Annotated in this window: 15 protein-coding genes and 1 riboswitch; of the genes, 9 read left to right on the top strand and 6 right to left on the bottom strand. The window is 68.5% G+C overall.

Annotation, left to right across the window (positions count from 1 at the left end):
- Positions 1-14: 14 nt before the first annotated feature.
- Together IEX13_RS13435 and IEX13_RS13430 are read right to left on the bottom strand one after the other, a co-directional pair.
- Entirely contained in the window at positions 15-668 is a 654-nt protein-coding gene (locus IEX13_RS13435) for a protein-L-isoaspartate O-methyltransferase family protein (RefSeq protein WP_188665495.1), read from the bottom strand.
- 218 nt (positions 669-886) lie between these two features.
- The gene (locus IEX13_RS13430) at positions 887-1,528 is read right to left on the bottom strand and encodes a TetR/AcrR family transcriptional regulator (RefSeq protein WP_188665492.1); all 642 of its coding nucleotides are present in this window, start codon (positions 1,526-1,528) and stop codon (positions 887-889) included.
- Between the two features lie 83 nt (positions 1,529-1,611).
- Here IEX13_RS13430 and IEX13_RS13425 point away from each other — a divergent pair, with 83 nt between their 5' ends.
- The 4 genes from IEX13_RS13425 to IEX13_RS13410 all read left to right on the top strand — a co-directional run bounded on the left by IEX13_RS13425 (position 1,612) and on the right by IEX13_RS13410 (position 8,561).
- On the top strand, positions 1,612-2,760 hold the full coding sequence (locus IEX13_RS13425) for an efflux RND transporter periplasmic adaptor subunit (RefSeq protein ID WP_188665490.1): 1,149 nt from the start codon (positions 1,612-1,614) through the stop codon (positions 2,758-2,760).
- A gap of 9 nt (positions 2,761-2,769) precedes the next feature.
- Positions 2,770-5,841, top strand: a complete 3,072-nt coding sequence (locus IEX13_RS13420) for an efflux RND transporter permease subunit (RefSeq protein WP_188665487.1) — start codon at positions 2,770-2,772, stop codon at positions 5,839-5,841.
- A gap of 71 nt (positions 5,842-5,912) precedes the next feature.
- Positions 5,913-6,010: riboswitch (TPP riboswitch) on the top strand.
- A gap of 78 nt (positions 6,011-6,088) precedes the next feature.
- The gene (gene thiC, locus IEX13_RS13415) at positions 6,089-7,972 is read left to right on the top strand and encodes a phosphomethylpyrimidine synthase ThiC (protein ID WP_188665484.1); all 1,884 of its coding nucleotides are present in this window, start codon (positions 6,089-6,091) and stop codon (positions 7,970-7,972) included.
- A 10-nt stretch (positions 7,973-7,982) separates the two neighbouring features.
- A complete protein-coding gene (locus IEX13_RS13410; RefSeq protein ID WP_188665481.1) occupies positions 7,983-8,561 on the top strand; it encodes a DUF6445 family protein in 579 nt (192 codons plus the stop codon).
- Here the strand turns inward: IEX13_RS13410 and ppa are convergent.
- Positions 8,555-9,103: an inorganic diphosphatase gene (ppa, locus tag IEX13_RS13405; protein WP_188665478.1), complete on the bottom strand. Its 549-nt coding sequence runs from the start codon at positions 9,101-9,103 to the stop codon at positions 8,555-8,557. The genes IEX13_RS13410 and ppa overlap by 7 nt on opposite strands.
- Before the next feature lie 171 nt (positions 9,104-9,274).
- Between ppa and IEX13_RS13400 the strand changes: the two genes are divergently transcribed.
- The gene (locus tag IEX13_RS13400; protein WP_188665475.1) at positions 9,275-9,637 is read left to right on the top strand and encodes an Hpt domain-containing protein; all 363 of its coding nucleotides are present in this window, start codon (positions 9,275-9,277) and stop codon (positions 9,635-9,637) included.
- Between the two features lie 78 nt (positions 9,638-9,715).
- On the opposite strand, the gene IEX13_RS13395 is transcribed toward IEX13_RS13400, so the two are convergent.
- The 3 genes from IEX13_RS13395 to IEX13_RS13385 form a co-directional block, all read right to left on the bottom strand.
- Entirely contained in the window at positions 9,716-11,752 is a 2,037-nt protein-coding gene (locus tag IEX13_RS13395; protein ID WP_188665472.1) for a sodium-translocating pyrophosphatase, read from the bottom strand.
- A gap of 130 nt (positions 11,753-11,882) precedes the next feature.
- The gene (locus IEX13_RS13390; RefSeq protein ID WP_188665470.1) at positions 11,883-12,338 is read right to left on the bottom strand and encodes a DUF3617 domain-containing protein; all 456 of its coding nucleotides are present in this window, start codon (positions 12,336-12,338) and stop codon (positions 11,883-11,885) included.
- 21 nt (positions 12,339-12,359) lie between these two features.
- A complete protein-coding gene (locus IEX13_RS13385) occupies positions 12,360-13,613 on the bottom strand; it encodes a 6-phosphofructokinase (RefSeq protein ID WP_188665467.1) in 1,254 nt (417 codons plus the stop codon).
- A gap of 115 nt (positions 13,614-13,728) precedes the next feature.
- Here IEX13_RS13385 and IEX13_RS13380 point away from each other — a divergent pair, with 115 nt between their 5' ends.
- The 4 genes from IEX13_RS13380 to IEX13_RS13365 all read left to right on the top strand — a co-directional run bounded on the left by IEX13_RS13380 (position 13,729) and on the right by IEX13_RS13365 (position 19,052).
- The gene (locus IEX13_RS13380) at positions 13,729-16,317 is read left to right on the top strand and encodes a TonB-dependent receptor (RefSeq protein WP_188665784.1); all 2,589 of its coding nucleotides are present in this window, start codon (positions 13,729-13,731) and stop codon (positions 16,315-16,317) included.
- 183 nt (positions 16,318-16,500) lie between these two features.
- Positions 16,501-17,079, top strand: coding sequence for an adenylate kinase (locus IEX13_RS13375; protein WP_188665464.1), 579 nt, complete (start codon positions 16,501-16,503; stop codon positions 17,077-17,079).
- A 21-nt stretch (positions 17,080-17,100) separates the two neighbouring features.
- Positions 17,101-18,459 carry a UDP-N-acetylmuramate:L-alanyl-gamma-D-glutamyl-meso-diaminopimelate ligase gene (gene mpl, locus IEX13_RS13370; protein ID WP_268235912.1) on the top strand — a complete coding sequence of 453 codons (1,359 nt, stop codon included), beginning with the start codon at positions 17,101-17,103 and terminating at the stop codon, positions 18,457-18,459.
- A 2-nt stretch (positions 18,460-18,461) separates the two neighbouring features.
- Complete coding sequence (locus IEX13_RS13365) at positions 18,462-19,052, top strand: LON peptidase substrate-binding domain-containing protein (protein WP_188665460.1); 591 nt, start codon at positions 18,462-18,464, stop codon at positions 19,050-19,052.

The raw sequence follows: 19,052 nt of genomic DNA, 5'->3' as shown, positions 1-19,052 counted from the left end.
GGAGGGTCCTGGTATCAAAGGGTGAACTGCGCGGCCGGTTCGGCGCCGTGCAGGTAGGGCACGTCGGTTTCGAACAGGCTTTCGCGGTGGAAACTGTCGCCGTGGCGGGTGATCAGCAGGGCTTCCTGCACCGGTGACCGGCCATGGATGACGAAGAGCCGGCCGCCGGGCTTGAGCCAGGCGCCGAACCGGTCGGGGTCGGTGGCCACGGCGCCGGTGATGCAGATGGCATCGAACTGGCGGCCAGGGGTCCACGCGAACACGTCCGCCACTTCTACCCGTACGTTGGTGACGCTTTCGGCAAGGAGCCGGGCGCGGGTGCGTTCGACGAAGTCGGCGTGGCGATCGATGCTGGTGACGTCGCGCGACAGCGCGGCCAGGCAGGCGGTGACGAAACCCGAGCCGGTGCCCACTTCCAGCACGTCGTCGCCCGGGGTGATGGCCATGGCCTGCAGCATGCGGCCTTCGACCACCGGCTTCATCATGACCTCGCCGTGTTCGAGCGGCAGCGGCAGGTCGGCAAAGGCCAGCTTGCGGTGGCGGGGCGGCACGAAGTCCTCGCGACGCACGCTCATCAGGGTTTCGAGCACGCGCGGGTCGAGCACCTCCCAGGGCCGAACCTGCTGTTCGACCATGGCGAATCGGGCCTGCTGGAAGTCAATCGTCATTACGGCTAAATCCTTGAATCACAAGGGTGCTGATTCTACGCCCCGGCCGGGGGCCGCGGAAGGCGGAACACGGTCGGGAAACTGGGAAAGTGAATACCGGATGGCGCACCGGCAGCGGGAACGCAGCCCCATGGCAGCAAGGATGCTGGCCGCGGCGTGGCCCCCTGTAGTGCCATTGGTCACCGGGACTTCACGCTGGCCGGGGCGCCGTTCACGCTTCAGCGGCGGCCGGGGCCGTAGGCGCGCAGGAACATGTCCACCGTGGCTTCCAGGTGGCTTTCAAGCTGCGGACCGGCCAGCGGCGCGGGGCAACTGCAGACCAGGCGGGCGTGGTGTTCGCCCTTGAGCAGGGCGAAAAACTGCGATGCGGCCCGGGTGCAGTCGGGGACCTGCAGTTCGCCGGCTTCGACCTCGGCGCGCAGGAAATCGGCGAAGGCTTCCTGGATGCGCTCGGGGCCGGCTTCCCAGAACAGGTGCGGCAGCGGCGAGTTGTCCGGCAGTTGCTGGGACATGATCCGGTGCACGGCGATCGCCTCGTCCGAGGTGATCAGCCGGAACAGCGCCCGCGCGATGCGCAGCAGCTGGGCCCGCATCGGCCCTTCGAAGCGGGCCACGAACAGGTCGGCCGGCAGCAGGTCTTCGCAGCTGGCCTTCACGGCCTCGACGAACAGGCTTTCCTTGTCCTGGAAGTGGCTGTAGACGGTCAGCTTGGACACGCCGGCGACCTGGGCGACCGCGTCCATGGCCGTGCCCTCGTAGCCGCGCGCCAGGAACAGGCCCTTGGCGGCTTCGAGGATGGCGGCGCGCTTGCCCGGGTCCTTGGGACGGCCGGGCGAGGCGGGGCGGGGGGCAGCGACCATTCGGGGGGCGTCCGGGGATTATTGAACTGGCGAGTATGGTAAAGCTACTATGCCCCCAGTTCAATCAATCTGCTGAAGCCGCCATGACTGCTGCGACCCTGCGACGTCTCCCCCGGAAGGCCGGCCTGCGCCTCGGTTTGACCGCCGGCCTGCTGGTCCTGCTTGGCGGCTGCGGCGACGATTCCGCGCCCCCGGAATCCGCCCGCCCGGCCTGGGTGGTGCAGGCCACGAGCCAGGGCGCCGCGCCCACGGCGTACGCCGGCGAAGTGCGGGCGCGCCACGAACCGGCGCTGGCTTTCCGCATCGGCGGCAAGATCAGCAAGCGTTTCGTCGATGTCGGCGCGCGGGTGAAGAAGAGCCAGCCGCTGGCCGAGCTCGACGCCTCCGACGTCGGCCTGCAGCGCGACGCGGCGCAGGCGCTGCTGTCGTCGGCGGAAGCCGACCTCGCCCTGGCCACCTCGGAACTTGAACGCTACCGCGACCTCGTGGACCAGCAGCTGGTCAGCCGTTCGCTATACGACGCCCGCGTCTCCCAGCACGAAGCGGCGCAGGCGCGGGTTCGCCAGGCCCGCGCCCAGGCGGACGTGTCGGTGAACCAGGCCGGCTACGCCGTGCTGCGGGCGCCGGCGTCGGGCGTCATCGCCCAGCGCCTGGCCGAGGCTGGCCAGGTGGTGGCGGCCGGGCAGACCGTGTTCGTGCTGGCCGAGGATGGCGAACGCGAAGTCGCCATCAGCGTGCCCGAACGCGACGCTCGCGATTTCAGCGTCGGCCGGCCGTTGGCGGTGGAGCTGTGGTCGCGCCCCGGCGAACGTTTCCCCGGTTCGCTGCGCGAAATCTCGCCCTCGGCCGACCCGCAGGCGCGCACCTTCGCGGCGCGGGTCAGCTTCGACCCCGGCGACACGCCGGTGGACCTGGGCCAGAGCGCCCGCGTGTACGCCAACGGCGGCGACCAGCCGGTGGTGACGGTGCCGCTGTCTGCGGTGCACGAAAAGGACGGCGGCGCGGCCCTGTGGGTGGTCGACCCGGCCGATTCGAGCGTGCACCTGCGACCGGTGGTGCTGGGCGCCTACGGCGAGGACCGCGTGCCGGTGCTCGAGGGCCTGGCGGCCGGTGACTGGGTGGTGGCCGCCGGCGTGCACCTGCTGCTGGACGGCCAGCGCATCACGCCGATCGACGACCAGAACCGGCCCGTGGACGTGGCGCCCCCGGCCCCCGACGCCGACGCGCGCTGAGGCCGGGGCATGGACAGCCGCTTCAATCTTTCCCAGTGGGCCCTGAACAACCGGGCCCTAGTGCTGTATTCGATGCTGGTGCTGGCCTTCCTGGGCGTGGCCAGCTACCAGGGCCTGGGCCAGTCCGAAGACCCGCCCTTCACCTTCAAGATCATGGTGGTGCGCACCTTCTGGCCGGGCGCCACCGCGGATGAGGTGGCCCAGCAGGTTACCGACAAGATCGAAAAGGAAGTGATGGAGACCGGTCGCTACGAATTCGTGCGCTCGTATTCGCGCGCCGGTGAGTCGCTGGTGATGCTGATGTCCAAGGATTCGCTGCGCTCGAGCGAGCTGCCGGCGCTGTGGTACGACGTGCGCAAGAAGGTGGGCGACGTGCGCCACACGCTGCCACAGGGCGTGATCGGCCCGTATTTCAACGACGAGTTCGGCGACACCTTCGGCAACATCTACGCGCTGTCGGGCGACGGCTTCGACTACGCCACCATGAAGGACTACGCCGAGCGCATCGAGCTGGTGCTGCACCGGCTGCCGGACGTGGGCAAGATCGAGCTGGTCGGCCTGCAGGACGAAAAGATCTGGATCGAGCTGTCCAACACCAAGCTCGCCACCCTGGGCCTGCCGCTGGACCAGGTGCAGCGCGCCATCGACGAACAGAACGCCGTCGCGCCGGCGAGCTTCTTTGAAACGCCCACCGACCGCGTGCAACTGCGGGTATCGGGCCGCTTCGACAGCGTGCACGAGATCCGCGACTTCCCGATCCGCATCGGCGACCGCAGTTTCCGCCTGGGCGACGTGGCCGAGGTGCGCCGCGGTTTCGCCGACCCGGCGGCGCCGCGCATGCGCTTCATGGGCGAAAACGCCATCGGCATCGCCGTGTCCATGCGCAGCGGCGGCGACATCCTGAAGCTGGGCGATGTGCTGGACGCCGAATTCGCGCGCCTGCAGGAAACCCTGCCGGTGGGCATGACCCTGCGCAAGGTGTCCGACCAGCCGGCGGCGGTGCGCAGCGGCGTGTCCGAGTTCGTGCGCGTGCTGACCGAAGCCGTTGTGATCGTGCTTCTGGTGAGCTTCTTCTCGCTGGGCTTCCGCACCGGCCTGGTGGTGGCGCTGTCGATCCCGCTGGTGCTGGCGATGACCTTCGCGGCGATGAATTATTTCGACATCGGCCTGCACAAGATTTCGCTCGGCGCCCTGGTGCTGGCGCTGGGCCTGCTGGTTGACGACGCCATCATCGCGGTCGAGATGATGGCGGTGAAGATGGAACAAGGTTACGACCGCGTGCGCGCGGCGGCCTTCATGTGGAAATCAACGGCCTTCCCGATGCTCACCGGCACCCTGGTGACGGCGGCGGGTTTCCTGCCCATCGCCACGGCGGCCTCGAGCACCGGCGAATACACGCGCTCGATCTTCCAGGTGGTGACGATCGCGCTGCTGCTGTCGTGGATCGCGGCGGTGGTGTTCATCCCCTACCTGGGCGACAAGCTGCTGCCGACGCCCAAGCCGGTCGCGGCCGGCGACGCCAGCCATGGCCACGACCCCTACGACACGCGCTTCTACCGGCGCTTCCGCAGCTGGGTCATCTGGTGCGTGCACCACCGCTGGCTGGTGATCACGGTGACGGTGGCGGCCTTCGTGGTGTCGCTGGCGATGTTCCGGTTCGTGCCGCAGCAGTTTTTCCCGGATTCAACGCGGCTGGAGCTGATGGTGGACCTGGAGCTGGCCGAGGGCAGCTCCCTGCGCCACACCGAAGCGGTGGCCCGGCGGCTGGAAAAGGCCCTGGCCACGCGCGAGGACATCGAAAGCTACGTCGCCTACGTCGGCAGCGGCACGCCGCGTTTCTACCTGCCGCTGGACCAGAAGCTGCCGCAGGCCAACTTCGCCCAGTTCGTCATCCTGGTGCCCGACATCGGGGCGCGCGAGGACGTCCGGGCCTGGCTTATCGGCCTGTTCGAGCGGGACTTCACCGACGTGCAGGCGCGCGTGTCGCGGCTGGAGAACGGGCCGCCGGTGGGCTTCCCGATCCAGTTCCGCGTCTCCGGCGAACACGTGGACGTGGTGCGCGAACTGGCGCGCGAGGTCGCGACCCGCGTGCGGGCCAACCCCCACGTCACCAACGTCAACCTGGACTGGGACGAGCCCAGCAAGGTCGTGCGCCTGGTCATCGACCAGGAGCGGGCGCGGGTGCTGGGCGTGAGTTCGGCGCAGGTGGCGGCCTTCCTGCGCGGCTCGCTGTCGGGCACCACGGTCAGCACCTACCGCGAAGGCAATGAACAGATCGAGATCCTGCTGCGCGGCCCGGCCGAAGAACGCGAACGCCTGTCGCTGCTGGGCAGCCTGTCGGTGCCGTCGCACGGCGGCCAGCCGGTGCCGCTGTCGCAGATCGCCACGCTCGAACACGGCTTCGAGGACGGCATCATCTGGCATCGCAACCGCCTGCCGACGGTGACCGTGCGCGCCGACGTGTACGGCGAGGTGACGCCGCCGTCGATCACCGCCGAAATCCTGCCGCGGCTCGATGACATCCGCGCCGCGCTGCCGCCGGGCTACCTGCTCGAAACCGGCGGCACGGTCGAGGACTCCGGCCGCGGTTCGCGTTCGGTCGCGGCCGGCGTGCCGTTGTTCATCGGCGTCGTGGTGACCCTGCTGATGATCCAGCTGCGCAGCTTCCCGCGCACGCTGATGGTGGTGCTGACGGCGCCGCTGGGGCTGATCGGCGTGGTGCTGTTCCTGCTGGTGTTCCGCGTGCCCTTCGGCTTCGTGGCGATGCTGGGCACGATCGCGCTCAGCGGCATGATCATGCGCAACTCGATCATCCTGGTGGACCAGATCGAACAGGACATCGCCGCCGGCAGCCCGCCGGCCCGCGCCGTCGTGGACGCCACCGTGCGCCGCTTCCGCCCGATCGTGCTGACCGCCCTGGCGGCGGTGCTGGCGATGATCCCGCTTTCGCGCAGCGTCTTCTTCGGGCCGATGGCCGTGGCCATCATGGGCGGCCTGATCGTCGCGACCGCCCTTACCCTGCTGTTCCTGCCGGCGCTGTATGCGGCCTGGTTCCGCGTCCCGAATCCCGCCCGGGTGTAGTTGCGTTTTTGTACGCGGATCAAAGCGGATTAACGCCCCTCCCACGAAGCCCGCGAAAGTGGTTCAATGGCCCCCGGAAGCGGGGGTGCCCGGCGGGATGCGGGCTGAGACATACCCTTCGAACCTGATCCGGTTGATACCGGCGTAGGGAAGCTTCGTGGTGCCGGCCCCGTGCCCGCGCCCGGCGCCGCCGCTTCGTTCCAGCCCCCGGCCTCCTTGCCGCGGAGCGCGACCAAAGGACGAACGCATGAATGCCCTGCCCACCGAACTGCTGCGCCAGGCCCAGCAGCTTTCCGAAGAAGTGACCCGGCCGATTCCCGGCTCGCGCAAGATCCATGTCGAAGGCTCGCGCCCCGACCTGCAGGTGCCGATGCGCGAGATCGCGCTGTCGCCGACGCCGCGGATGTATGGCATCCAGGAGCCGAACGCCCCGTTCTGCACCTACGACACCTCGGGTCCCTACACCGACCCGGACGCGACCATCGACCTGGCCGCGGGCCTGTCGGCCCTGCGCGCGCAGTGGATCGCCGACCGCGGCGACTGTGCGCCGCTGGAAGGCCTGAGCAGCGAATTCGGCCGTTCCCGCGCCGACGACGCCAAGCTCGACGCCGTGCGTTTCCCGGCCCTGCGCCCGCCGCGCCGTGCCCTGGCGGGCCGCAACGTCAGCCAGATGCACTACGCCCGCCGCGGCATCGTCACGCCGGAGATGGAATACATCGCCATCCGCGAAAACCAGCGCATCGAGGCCATCACCGAAGCCCACCTGCTGCAGCGCCACCCGGGCGAATCCTTCGGCGCCAGCCTGCCCGGCCTGATCACCCCGGAATTCGTGCGCGACGAAGTCGCCCGCGGCCGCGCCATCATCCCGGCCAACATCAACCACCCGGAAATCGAGCCGATGATCATCGGCCGCAACTTCCTGACCAAGGTGAACGCCAACATCGGCAACAGCGCCGTTTCGTCGGGCATCGCCGAGGAAGTGGAGAAGCTGGTCTACGCCATCCGCTGGGGCGCCGACACGGTGATGGACCTGTCCACCGGCAAGCACATCCACGAAACCCGCGAGTGGATCATCCGCAATTCGCCGGTGCCCATCGGCACCGTGCCGATCTACCAGGCGCTGGAAAAGGTCGACGGCAAGGCCGAGGACCTGACCTGGGACATCTTCCGCGACACGCTGATCGAACAGGCCGAGCAGGGCGTGGACTACTTCACCATCCACGCCGGCGTGCTGCTGCGCTACGTGCCGCTCACCGCCAAGCGCGTCACCGGCATCGTCAGCCGCGGCGGCTCCATCCTGGCCAAGTGGTGCCTGGCCCACCACAAGGAAAATTTCCTCTACACGCACTTCGAGGAAATCTGCGAAATCATGAAGGCCTACGACGTCAGCTTCTCGCTGGGCGACGGCCTGCGCCCGGGCTGCATCGCCGACGCCAACGACGCCGCTCAGTTCGGCGAGCTCGAAACCCTGGGCGAACTGACCAAGATCGCCTGGAAACACGACGTGCAGACCATGATCGAAGGCCCCGGCCACGTGCCGATGCAGCTGATCAAGGAAAACATGGACAAGCAGCTGCGCGAGTGCGGCGAGGCGCCGTTCTACACCCTGGGCCCGCTGACCACCGACATCGCCCCGGGTTACGACCACATCACCAGCGCCATCGGCGCCGCGATGATCGGCTGGTTCGGCACCGCCATGCTTTGTTACGTCACGCCCAAGGAACACCTGGGCCTGCCCAACAAGGCCGACGTGCGCGAGGGCCTGATGGCCTACCGCATCGCCGCCCACGCCGCCGATCTGGCCAAGGGCCATCCGGCCGCCCAGGCCCGGGACAACGCCCTGTCCAAGGCCCGCTTCGAATTCCGCTGGGAAGACCAGTTCAACCTGGGCCTGGACCCCGAGCGGGCGCGGGAATACCACGACGAAACCCTGCCCAAGGACGCCCACAAGGTCGCCCACTTCTGTTCGATGTGTGGCCCGCACTTTTGTTCGATGAAGATCACCCAGGACGTGCGCGAGTATGCTGCGGGCAAGGGCGTGGCCGACGAAGCCCGGGCGCTGGAGGAAGGCATGGCCGAAAAGGCTGCCGAATTCCGGGCCCAGGGCGCGCAGGTGTATCGCCGGGACTAGGGAACCCGACGTGTTCAAACCCAATAGGCATGTCCAGACGATGACGCTGCCGGGCGGCGGCCTGTGCCTGGTGGTGGACGACGCCATCGCCGAACCGGAGCGCTGGCGCGCGCTGGCGGCCAAACATGCGTCGCAGTTCGCAGGTGACCCGCTGGCGGGTTACCCGGTGCGCCGGCTGCCGCTGCCCGGGCCGGTACTGACCGCCATTCACGTGTTCTTTTCCGAAACCTTCCGCGAACCGCTGGGCTTCCGGCGCGTGGTCGAAGGGCAGGGCTGGCTGTCGCTGGCCACAGCACCGCCGGTCGCGCCGGCGCGGGCGTCGTACAGCGGTCCGGGGCAGGGTACGGCCGTCATCAGCCTGTGCCTGTTCGAGGACCCGGCGCTGGGCGGGATGGTGTTCCCGCCCTCATTGTTCCCGGGTGACGAGCCACCGCCCCGGGTGGAAGCGCGCTACAACCGGCTGGTGGTCTTCGACGGGGCCAGCTGGCACGCGCCGGACATTCCGGCTTCGGTCCGGCTTTCCGATGATCCGGCGCAGGGGCGCCTGACCCTGGACGCCCGTTTCACCTGCCGGCGCCGGCTTCAGTAGTTGAGCTTGACCGGGCTGGCTTCGAAACGCTGCACGGAGTCCAGCACTTCCTGGCGCGCGGCCTCGGCGCCTTCCCAGCCGTCGAGCTTGACCCACTTGCCCTTTTCCAGGTCCTTGTAGTGCTCGAAGAAGTGGCCGATGCGGTCGAGCCAGTGCTGGCTGACCTGGCCGATGTCCTGGATGTGGGTGTAACCCGAAAAGACCTTGTCCACCGGCACCGCCACCAGCTTGGTGTCTTCGCCGGCCTCGTCCTTCATCTTGAGCATGCCGACCGGGCGGCAGCGGATGACCGAGCCCGGGATCAGGGTCAGCGGCAGGATGACCATCACGTCCACCGGGTCGCCGTCGCCGCACAGGGTGTGCGGCACGTAGCCGTAGTTGCAGGGGTAGCGCATCGGCGTGGACAGGATGCGGTCCACGAAAATGGCGCCGGTTTCCTTGTCGACCTCATACTTGACCGGCTCGGCGTCCTTGGGGATTTCGATGACGACGTTGATTTCATTCGGCACGTCGCGGCCGGTGGGCACCAGGTCTAGGGCCATGGGGGAACACTCCTGAATCCGCCCCGGAAAGGGCATGCGTGGGGGGCGCAAGGATACGGGAAAGGGCTGGAGCCCGCACCCGGCGCCCTGCGGCGCGCCACGCCGGCCGGACTAGGCAGCGGCGCGCCCAGCCGCCAGAATAGGGCGGTCGCCCCCGCCGGAGCCCGTTCGATGGCCCATCAGTCCCTGCTCGACCCCAAGGCGCTGGAACTGCTGCGCATGCTCGACCGCGACCGGCCGGGCGCGTTCAGCGAATTCGTGCGCATGTTCGTGCACGAGGCCCCGGACCTGGTGCGCAAGATGGAACACGCCCAGGTGGCCGGCGACGCCGACGGCCTGGGCAAGGCGGCCCACTACCTGCGCTCGGCGGCCCTGGCCATGGGTGCCAGCGACCTGGTGGCCGTCTGCCAGGAGCTCGAACACCTGGCCAACGACGAACTGATGGACGAAGCCACCAACGCCCGCTTCGTCGAACTGCGCCGGCGCACCCGCGACGCGCTGATCCTGCTTTTGCAGGAAGTCCCGCAGATTTGAGCTATTCGCCCAGGCTTCCCATGATTCAAAAGAAAAACCCCGGCCGAAGCCGGGGTTTTCCGTTTGCCGCCGCCGCCCTTACAACATCGGGATCAGCAGCAGCGCCACGATGTTGATGATCTTGATCAGCGGGTTGATGGCCGGGCCGGCGGTGTCCTTGTAGGGGTCGCCGACGGTGTCGCCGGTGACCGCGGCCTTGTGGGCTTCGCTGCCCTTGCCGCCGTGGTGGCCTTCTTCGATGTACTTCTTGGCGTTGTCCCAGGCGCCGCCGCCGGTGCACATCGAGATGGCGAGGAACAGGCCGGTGACGATGGTGCCGATCAGCAGGCCGCCGAGCGCGGCCGGACCCAGGATCAGGCCGACCAGGATCGGGATGACCAGGGGCAGCATCGACGGGATGATCATTTCCCGGATCGCCGACTTGGTCAGCAGGTCCACCGCCTTGTCGTACTGCGGCTTGCCGGTGCCTTCCATGATGCCGGGGATCTCGCGGAACTGGCGCCGCACTTCCTCGACCACGGCGCTGGCCGCGCGGCCCACGGCCTGCATGGCCAGGGCGCCGAAGAGGTAGGGGATCATGCCGCCGATCAGCAGGCCCATCACCACGTAGGGATTGTCGATCGAGAAGTTCACCTGTTGCCCGCTTTCCTGCAGCTTGTGGGCGTAGTCGGCGAACAGCACCAGCGCGGCCAGGCCGGCCGAACCAATGGCATAACCCTTGGTCACGGCCTTGGTGGTGTTGCCCACCGCGTCCAGGGCGTCCGTGGTCTTGCGGATTTCCTTGTCCATGCCCGACATCTCGGCGATGCCGCCTGCGTTGTCGGTGATCGGACCGTAGGCGTCCAGGGCCACCACCATGCCGGCCATCGAAAGCATGGCCGTCGCCGCGATGGCGATGCCGAACAGGCCGCCGAGCGTGTAGCAGCCCCAGATGGCGGCCACCACGGCCAGCACCGGCGCGGCGGTGGACTTCATCGAGACCGCCAGGCCGGCGATCACGTTGGTGCCGTGGCCGGTTTCCGAGGCCTTGGCAACGTCCTGCACCGGCGCGTATTCGGTGGCGGTGTAGTACTCGGTGATCACCACCATCGCCGCGGTCAGGCCCAGGCCGACCAGGGCGCAATAGAACAGCGGCATGCCGATGGCGGGGACGAACATGCTGTCGGTGATGAAGTAGAAAGCGATCGCCGCGAGCACGCCCGAGACCGCCAGGCCGCGGTAAAGCGCGTTCATGATCTTGCCGCCGTCTTTCACCTTCACGAAGAAGGTGCCGATGATCGAGGCGACGATCGAAGCCGCGCCCAGCACCATCGGGTACAGCACGCCGGCCCAGCCGTAGGTGGTGAAGAAGATGCCGGCGATCAGCATCGCCGCGATCACGGTGACCGCGTAGGTCTCGAACAGGTCGGCGGCCATGCCGGCGCAGTCGCCGACGTTGTCGCCGACGTTGTCGGCGATCACGGCCGGGTTGCGCGGGTCATCCTCGGGGATGCCGGCTTCGACCTTGCCCACCAGGTCGGCGCCGACGTCGGCGCCCTTGGTGAAGATGCCGCCGCCCAGTCGCGCGAAGATCGAGATCAGCGAGGACCCGAACGCCAGGCCGATCATCGGCTGCATCGCCGCGTTCACGGTGGTGGCGTCCTGCGCGCCGGTGCCACCGAGCAGGTACCAGAAGTAGCCCGCCACGCCCAGCAGGCCCAGGCCGACCACCAGCATGCCGGTGATGGCGCCACCCTTGAAGCTGACGTTGAGCGCGGTGTTGAGGCTGACCGTGGCCGCCTGCGCCGTGCGGACGTTGGCGCGGACCGACACGAACATGCCGATGAAGCCGGCCGCGCCGGACAGGATGGCGCCGATGGCGAAACCGATCGCCGTGGACCAGCCGAGCACCGGCACGAAGCCGATCACCAGGAACAACACCACGCCGACGATGGCGATGGTGCGGTACTGGCGGCTCAGGTAGGCGCCGGCGCCTTCCTGGATGGCCGCGGCGATCGACTGCATTTTTTCGTTGCCGGCCGGCTGGGCGACGATCCATCGCGCCACGAAGATGCCGTAGAGAATGGCAATCGCCGCACAGGCGATCGCGAGGTGTAGTCCGTACTGCTCAAACATGCCAACCCTCCCCAGAGTCAAACAGCGAACAAACGTAAGCGGCCGACTGGCCGCCCCGTCCGAGTATGGCCGAAGGCAGGGGGTGAAGCCACAAGGCCCGCCGGGCGGGCCGGCGGGCCCGGGAGAGGGGCTAGCCGGCGTCGCCGGGCGCGGCCGGCGGCGTGTATTCGCAGGCGCCGATGCGTTCGCCCTGGAAGCGCATGTTCATTTCCATGGACTGGCCCTGGCTGGTGCCGACCATGTTCATCTTGCCGCGATAGCCGCCGGAGTCGAGCTGCTCGAACTCGCCCTTCGCGGTGAGGTCGGCCTCGCCGGTGCACACGAGCGTGTAGCGCGCCGTCTTGCCCTCGACCTCGAAATCGGTGATCGAGCAGTTGTCGTCGTGCGGCACCATCTTTTCGCTGGTGTGGTCCTTGGGGCCGCAGACCTCGGTGGTCTGGTCCGGCATCTTGAACGGCAGGCCGACCATCTCGACCTGGGTGGTCACCCGGTAAAGGCTGCCTTCCTGGGCTTGGGCCAGCACGCTGCCGCCGGACGACAGGCCCAGCGCAAGCGCAGTGAGGGTGGCCAGGTTGCGGATTTTCATGGGGTTCTCCTGTGGGATGACTCAGTCGAACGCCGGCAGCGTCTTGGCCACGGCGTGCAACTTGAGGCGAACGTATTTCGGCAGCCCGTCCGGACCATAGGGCGGCGGCGCCTCGCCCTTCACCAGCGGCGTGAGGTAGCGCCGGCAGGCGGCGGTGATGCCATAGCCCGAGGCGTCGATGAAGGCCTTGGGCATGGTTTTTTCGTGGTTGGCGATGTCGGCAAGGGGCGCCGGCTCGATCTTCCATCGGTAGGGCTTGTCCGACGTGCGCACGATCACCGGCATCACCCCGTTCATGCCCTTCAGGGCGTATTCCACGGCTTTCTTCCCGACCGCCTGGGCATGGGCCAGGTCGGTTTTCGAGGCCAGGTGCCGGGCCGAACGCTGCAGGTAGTCGGGCACGGTCCAGTGCACCTTCAGGCCCAGCTTGTCCTTGACCGTGGCGGCCAGCAGGGGACCGACGCCACCGAGCTGGCTGTGGCCGAAGGCGTCCTTGCCGGCGCCGGCGTCGGCGACGAAACCGCCGTCGGCGTGGCGCAGGCCTTCGGACACCACCACCACGCAGTAGCCCACGCGCTTGACCACGGCCTGCACGCGGGCCAGGAACTTCGCCTCGTCGTAAGCCACTTCCGGGAACAGGATGATGTGCGGCGCCTCGTCCTTGCCCTGGCCGGCCAGGCCGGCGGCGGCGGCCAGCCAGCCGGCGTGCCGGCCCATCACCTCGTAAACGAAGACCTTGGTGGAGGTGTCGGCCATGGCGGCGACGTCCAGCGCGGCTTCGGCCACGGACACCGCGGTGTACTTGGCGGCGGAACCGAACCCCGGGCAGCAGTCGGTCACCACCAGGTCGTTGTCGACGGTCTTGGGCACGCCGATGCAGGTGAGCGGATAGCCCGAGGATTCGGCCAGCTTCGAGAGCTTGAGCGCGGTGTCGGCCGAATCGTTGCCGCCGTTGTAGAGGAACCAGCGCACGTCGTGGGCCTTGATGACGGCCAGCAGGCGTTCGTACTTGGCTGCGTCTTGTTCGAGCGACTTGAGCTTGTAGCGACAGCTGCCGAAAGCGCCGCCCGGGGTATGGGCCAGCGCCCGGATGCTCGCGGCCGTTTCCTTCGAGGTGTCCACCAGGTCTTCGCGCAGCGCGCCGAGGATGCCGTTGCGGGCGGCGAGGACCTTGATCTTCCTGGCCCGGGCGGCCTCGATGACCGCGCCGGCGGTGGCGTTGATGACGGCGGTGACGCCGCCGGATTGTGCGTAGAGCAGCTTGCCTTTGTTCATGCCGCGATTGTAGCCCAGGGGCGGCTGTCATCCGGGCGTCGCGGGGGCGTCATGGCAATGAAACCCGGCTGCCGCAGTTTGTCGCCTTTCGCCCACAGGACGACTCCGCATGCCCATGCCCCGCCGCAACGGCCCCCGCCCCCGGTTCACCCTGCTCGCCAGCGCCATGGGCCTGGCCCTGCTGCCCTCGCTGGCCATGGCGCAGACGGCTGCCCCGGCCCAGCCGGGAGAGGAAAAAGCTGCAGACACCGCGACCCTGGCCACGGTGGAGGTTCGTTCCCAGCTCGAATCGCAGCTGCGTGCGCTGGACCTGCAGCGCGACGCGGACGCGATCATCGGCGTGGTCTCGTCCGACTCGCTGGGTGTCTACCCGGACAAGAACGTCGCCGAGTCGCTGCAGCGCCTGCCCGGCATCAGCATCACCCGCGACCAAGGCGAAGGCCGCTTCGTGGTGGTGCGCGGCCTGGACGCCTCGCTCAACAGCGTGTCGGTGAACGGGATGCCGATCGGCACGCCCGAGGATTCGAGCCGCCAGGCCACGCTGGACGTGATTCCCTCCGACTCCACCGAGCGCCTGACCGTGGTCAAGGCCCCGACGCCCGACATGAGCGGCGACGCCATCGGCGGCAGCATCGAGATCGAATCGGCCTCGGCCTTCGACCGCGACGGCCGCAGCCTGCGCGGACGCGTCGAGGCGAGCTACCCGCAGCTCAGCGGCGACGTCAACTCCAAGCTGGCCTTCAATTACAGCGACGTGTCCGGCAACGGCGAGTTCGGCGTGGCCTTCGGCGTCAATCGCTCCGAGCGCGACTTCGAATCGGACAACGTCGAGGTCGAATACGACTTCAACGACAATCTCGGCGACGACCTGCTGATCCCGGTCGAGCTGCAGTACCGCAAGTACTTCGTCAACCGCGAACGCACCGGCCTGAACCTCAATCTCGACTGGCGCCCCGAGGGTGGCGGCCGCTACTACCTGCGCACGCTCTACAGCGACTTCACCGACGCCGAAACCCGCCAGCGCAGCATCTATGTGTTCGACGACGGCGAACTGACCGGCGCCAGCGGGGAGACCCGCGAATTCACCGACATCCCGCCCGACGCGCTGCGCCGTCGCCTGCGCTTCCGCACCAAGGACCAGAGCACGCTGGCGATCAGCGCCGGCGGCGAGAACCGCTTCGATGCGGCCAGGATCGATTACCAGGTCGGCTACACCGACACCCGCGAGCGCGTGCCCGACGAAGTGGAGTCGCGCTTTGAATACGACGGCGTCGGCGACCTGTCGGCGATCGTGGACATGTCCAGCCCGGTGCCGACCTTCGCGCTGACCGACCCGGGCGGCGACGGCGCCTGGCTGGACAACGACAACTACGTGCTCGACCGCCTGGTGCTGGCCCCCAAGTTCGTCGATGACGAAGAGACCCAGGCCAAGTTCAACGTCGAGTTCGGCTCCGGCACCGTGACCTGGAAGGCCGGTGTCTCGGGTCGCTGGCGCAGCCGGTCGGCCGACGTCGATGAAGCCGAGCTGCGCATCACCCCCGACCTGAGCCTGGGCGCCTGGACCACCGGTTCGCCCGAACACCGCTTCGGCGACCTGGGCGACGGCATCAGCACGCGCGAGATGCTGGACTACCTGCGTGCCAACGCCGGCGCGTTCGGCGAGCGTCCCCAGGACGTGGCCGAAAACCTGATCCTGTCCCTGGCCGAGGACTACCGCGCCGACGAAGACATCCTGGCCGCCTACGCCATGGGCACCTTCGACTTCGACGCCCTTCGGGTGATCGCCGGCGCGCGCTTCGAGCGCACCGACTTCGACGCGGTCGGCAACGTGGTGGAACTCGACGACAACGGCGACCTGGTGCTGCCGGTGACCGAGCGCGCGGTCTCGGCCAGCTACAGCAACCTCCTGCCGGGCCTGCACCTGCGCTACGACGGCAGCAACGACTGGGTCTTCCGCGGCGCCTGGACCAACACCATCGCCCGCCCGTCCTTCGGCGACCTGTCGCCGCGCCAGACGATCAACCGCGAGGACAGCGAAATCGACGCCGGCAATCCCGAGCTCGATCCCTACGAGTCGTCCAACCTGGATTTCTCGGCCGAACACTACCTGGGCAGCACCGGCGTGTTCTCGGTGGGCGTGTTCCACAAGGACATCGACGGCTACATCGCCGAAGTCACCACCAATGCCGACCCGGACTTCCCCGGCTTCGAGGTCACCCGGCCGGTCAATGGCGACGAAGCCACCGTGTTCGGCGTCGAGCTGAACTGGCAGCAGTCGCTCGACCAGCTGCCGGGGGCCTGGAGCGGCCTGCTGTTCGGCGTCGGCGCCACCTGGCTCGACACCGAGTTCAGCCTGCCGCAGCGGCCGGGCGAAACCTTCACCCTGCCGCGCGCCTCCGAAAACATCTACAGCGCCTACCTGGGCTACGAATGGGCGGGCCTGAGTGCGCGCCTGAGCCTGGCCAAGCGCAGCGACTACCTCGACGAGATCGGCGACAGCCCGGACTACGACATCTACGTGGCGCAGAACACCCAGCTCGACCTGAGCCTTGGCTACGACGTCAGCCGGAACTGGAGCGTCTACTTCGAAGCCTCCAACCTGCTCGACGAGCCGCTGGAGCTCTACCAGGGCAACGCCTCGCGCACCCTGCAGCGGGAGGAGTACGGCCGCAGCTACGCGCTCGGCCTGCGGGTGAATCTGTAAGCAGGGCAAGGACTTGGCGGCGGCCGCGGGCACCGCGGCCGCCCGCGCGGCAGGGCGTTTTCATTGACTTGGGACCGCCCGGCCAGTAGCGTTTCCAAGTCCGCACGGCCTGTCGGCGGCCCCATTAAAGAGAAAAGGGGTTAAGACGGCGTCGTGCGTCCTTGTTTATAGGGGTTTGAAACGATGCGACTGGTACTTCTCGGCGCGCCCGGCTCGGGCAAGGGCACGCAGGCTTCGCGTCTGCGTGAACACCTGCAGGTGCCGCACGTCTCCACCGGCGACCTGCTGCGCGCCGCGGTCAAGGCGGGCACCCCGCTGGGCCTGCAGGCCAAGGCGGTGATGGAGTCCGGTGCGCTGGTCTCGGACGAAATCGTGCTGGGCATGCTTGAAGAGCGCCTGACCGCCGGCGACACCGGCAACGGTTTCATCCTCGACGGTTATCCGCGCAACCTGGTGCAGGCCAACGCCCTGGACGCGCTGCTGCGCAAGCTCGGGCAGCCGGTGGACATCGCCGTGCAGCTGGACGTGGACGCCGAGCTGCTGGTCGAGCGCATCGCCGGCCGCGCGCAGGTCGAAGGCCGCGCCGACGACACCCCGGAAGCCGTGCGCAACCGGCTGAAGATCTACAACGAAGCCACCGCGCCGGTCGTCGATTTCTACCGCACCACCGGCCGGCTGGCCTGCGTCAACGGCGTCGGCAGCGTGGACGAGGTGTTCCAGCGCATCCTGGAGACCCTGGCGCCCACGCCCGAAGTCGGCTGATCGCGTCGCCGCGGTGATGCCGTGAAACTGCACATCCTTGGCATCTGCGGCACCTTCATGGGTGGCGTGGCGGCCCTGGCGCGCGAGCTCGGCCACGCCGTCGACGGCAGCGACCAGAACGTCTACCCGCCCATGTCCACCCAGCTCGAACAGCTGGGCATCCGCCTGTCGAAGGGTTACGACCCCGCCAACATCGCCGCCGACACCGACGAAGTGGTGGTGGGCAATGCGCTGTCGCGCGGCAACGAGTCGGTCGAACACGTGCTCGACGCCGGCCAGCGCTACATTTCGGGCGCGCAGTGGCTGAGCGAACGCGTGCTGCCGGGCCGCGAAACCCTGGCCGTTGCCGGCACCCACGGCAAGACCACCACGACTTCCATCCTGGCCTGGCTGCTTGAAGCCGCCGGCCGCGACCCGGGTTTCCTGGTCGGCGGCGTGCCGGAGAACTTCGGCGTCTCCGCGCGCCTGGGCAGCGGCCGCGAGTTCGTGGTCGAGGCCGACGAATACGACACGGCGTTCTTCGACAAGCGCAGCAAGTTCGTGCACTACCGGCCGGTGGTGGCGGTGCTGAACAACCTCGAATTCGACCACGCCGACATCTTCCCGGACCTGGCCGCGATCCAGCGCCAGTTCCACCACCTGGTGCGCATCGTGCCGCGCCGCGGCCGGCTGGTCGTCAACGGCGAGGAAGCCGCGCTGGCCGACGTGCTGGCCATGGGCTGCTGGACGCCGGTGGAGACCTTCGGCCTGGACGGCGACTTCGACTGGACCGCGCGCCTGCACGCCGCCGACGGCACCCGCTTCGACGTGCTGCGCCGTGGCGTCGTCGTGGGCACCGTCGAGTGGTCGCTGGTCGGCCGGCACAACGTGATGAACGGCCTGGCGGCGATAGCGGCCGCGCACGCCGTCGGCGCCGACCTGGGCAAGGCCATCCCCGCGCTGCGCGACTTCGTGTCGGTCAAGCGCCGGCTGGAGGTGTTGGGCGAACGCGGCGGCGTCACCGTCTACGATGACTTCGCCCACCATCCCACCGCCATCCGCACCACGCTCGAAGGCCTGCGCGCGCGCGTGGGCAGCGCGCGCATCGTGGTGGCGATGGAACCGCGCAGCAATTCGATGCGCCTGGGGGCGCACGCCGACCAGATCGCGCCATCGCTCGACGGCGCCGACGCCGTGGTGTTCCTGCACCGGCCCGAGCTGGCCTGGGACGGCGGCAAGGTGGTGTCCGCGCTGCGCGGCGAGGGGGAGACCGTCGCCGACGTCGAAGCACTGCTCGCGGCGCTGGGACGTCGCTGCCGCGCCGGCGACCACGTGGTGTTCATGTCCAACGGCGGCTTCGACGGCGCGCCGCGCCGCTTCCTGGCGCAATTGGGCGGCTGAACGTGGCGGTGTCCGAACTGCCGCTGTTCCCGCTTTCAACCGTGCTGCTGCCGGGCGGGCGGGTGTCGCTGCGCATCTTCGAGCCGCGTTACCTCGACCTGGTCAAACGCTGCGGCCGCAGCGGCGAAGGCTTCGGCATCTGCCTGATCCTGGCCGGGCGCGAGGTCGGCGAAGCCGCCACGCCGGCCGCGCATGGCACCGAGGCGGTGATCGTGGACTTTTCGATGACCGACGACGGCCTGCTCGGGCTGACCGTCGAAGGCCGGCGCCGTTTCCACGTCGAACGAACCCGCGTGCGCGACGACGGCCTGGTGCTGGGCGACGTGCAGTGGCTGGAAGACCCGCCGCCGCAAACCCTGCGCGACGAACATGCGCTGCTGTCGGTGCTGCTGGCGCGCATCATGGACAAGGCCGGCCTCGACCACGAGGGCCCGGGCAAGGGCGACCTGGCCGACGCCGCCTGGGTGGGCTGGCGCCTGGCCGAATGGCTGCCGCTGGAGGCTACCGAGCGCCTGGCGCTGCTGCAGCTGGCCGACCCGCACGAACGCCTGCAGCAGCTGGTGGAACGGCTGCCCGACTTCCAGGCCGAATAG

Source organism: Arenimonas soli (genome assembly GCF_014643775.1).
GTDB lineage: Bacteria > Pseudomonadota > Gammaproteobacteria > Xanthomonadales > Xanthomonadaceae > Arenimonas > Arenimonas soli.
This window is presented reverse-complemented; position numbering and strand designations above follow the sequence as displayed.

What these genes read in the sequence shown, in the direction of transcription:
- IEX13_RS13435 (WP_188665495.1), bottom strand. Translation starts at nt 668, where the DNA reads ATGACGATTGACTTCCAGCAGGCCCGATTCGCCATGGTCGAACAGCAG.
- IEX13_RS13430 (WP_188665492.1), bottom strand. Translation starts at nt 1,528, where the DNA reads ATGGTCGCTGCCCCCCGCCCCGCCTCGCCCGGCCGTCCCAAGGACCCG.
- IEX13_RS13425 (WP_188665490.1), top strand. Translation starts at nt 1,612, where the DNA reads ATGACTGCTGCGACCCTGCGACGTCTCCCCCGGAAGGCCGGCCTGCGC.
- IEX13_RS13420 (WP_188665487.1), top strand. Translation starts at nt 2,770, where the DNA reads ATGGACAGCCGCTTCAATCTTTCCCAGTGGGCCCTGAACAACCGGGCC.
- thiC (WP_188665484.1), top strand. Translation starts at nt 6,089, where the DNA reads ATGAATGCCCTGCCCACCGAACTGCTGCGCCAGGCCCAGCAGCTTTCC.
- ppa (WP_188665478.1), bottom strand. Translation starts at nt 9,103, where the DNA reads ATGGCCCTAGACCTGGTGCCCACCGGCCGCGACGTGCCGAATGAAATC.
- IEX13_RS13400 (WP_188665475.1), top strand. Translation starts at nt 9,275, where the DNA reads ATGGCCCATCAGTCCCTGCTCGACCCCAAGGCGCTGGAACTGCTGCGC.
- IEX13_RS13395 (WP_188665472.1), bottom strand. Translation starts at nt 11,752, where the DNA reads ATGTTTGAGCAGTACGGACTACACCTCGCGATCGCCTGTGCGGCGATT.
- IEX13_RS13390 (WP_188665470.1), bottom strand. Translation starts at nt 12,338, where the DNA reads ATGAAAATCCGCAACCTGGCCACCCTCACTGCGCTTGCGCTGGGCCTG.
- IEX13_RS13385 (WP_188665467.1), bottom strand. Translation starts at nt 13,613, where the DNA reads ATGAACAAAGGCAAGCTGCTCTACGCACAATCCGGCGGCGTCACCGCC.
- IEX13_RS13380 (WP_188665784.1), top strand. Translation starts at nt 13,729, where the DNA reads ATGCCCCGCCGCAACGGCCCCCGCCCCCGGTTCACCCTGCTCGCCAGC.
- IEX13_RS13375 (WP_188665464.1), top strand. Translation starts at nt 16,501, where the DNA reads ATGCGACTGGTACTTCTCGGCGCGCCCGGCTCGGGCAAGGGCACGCAG.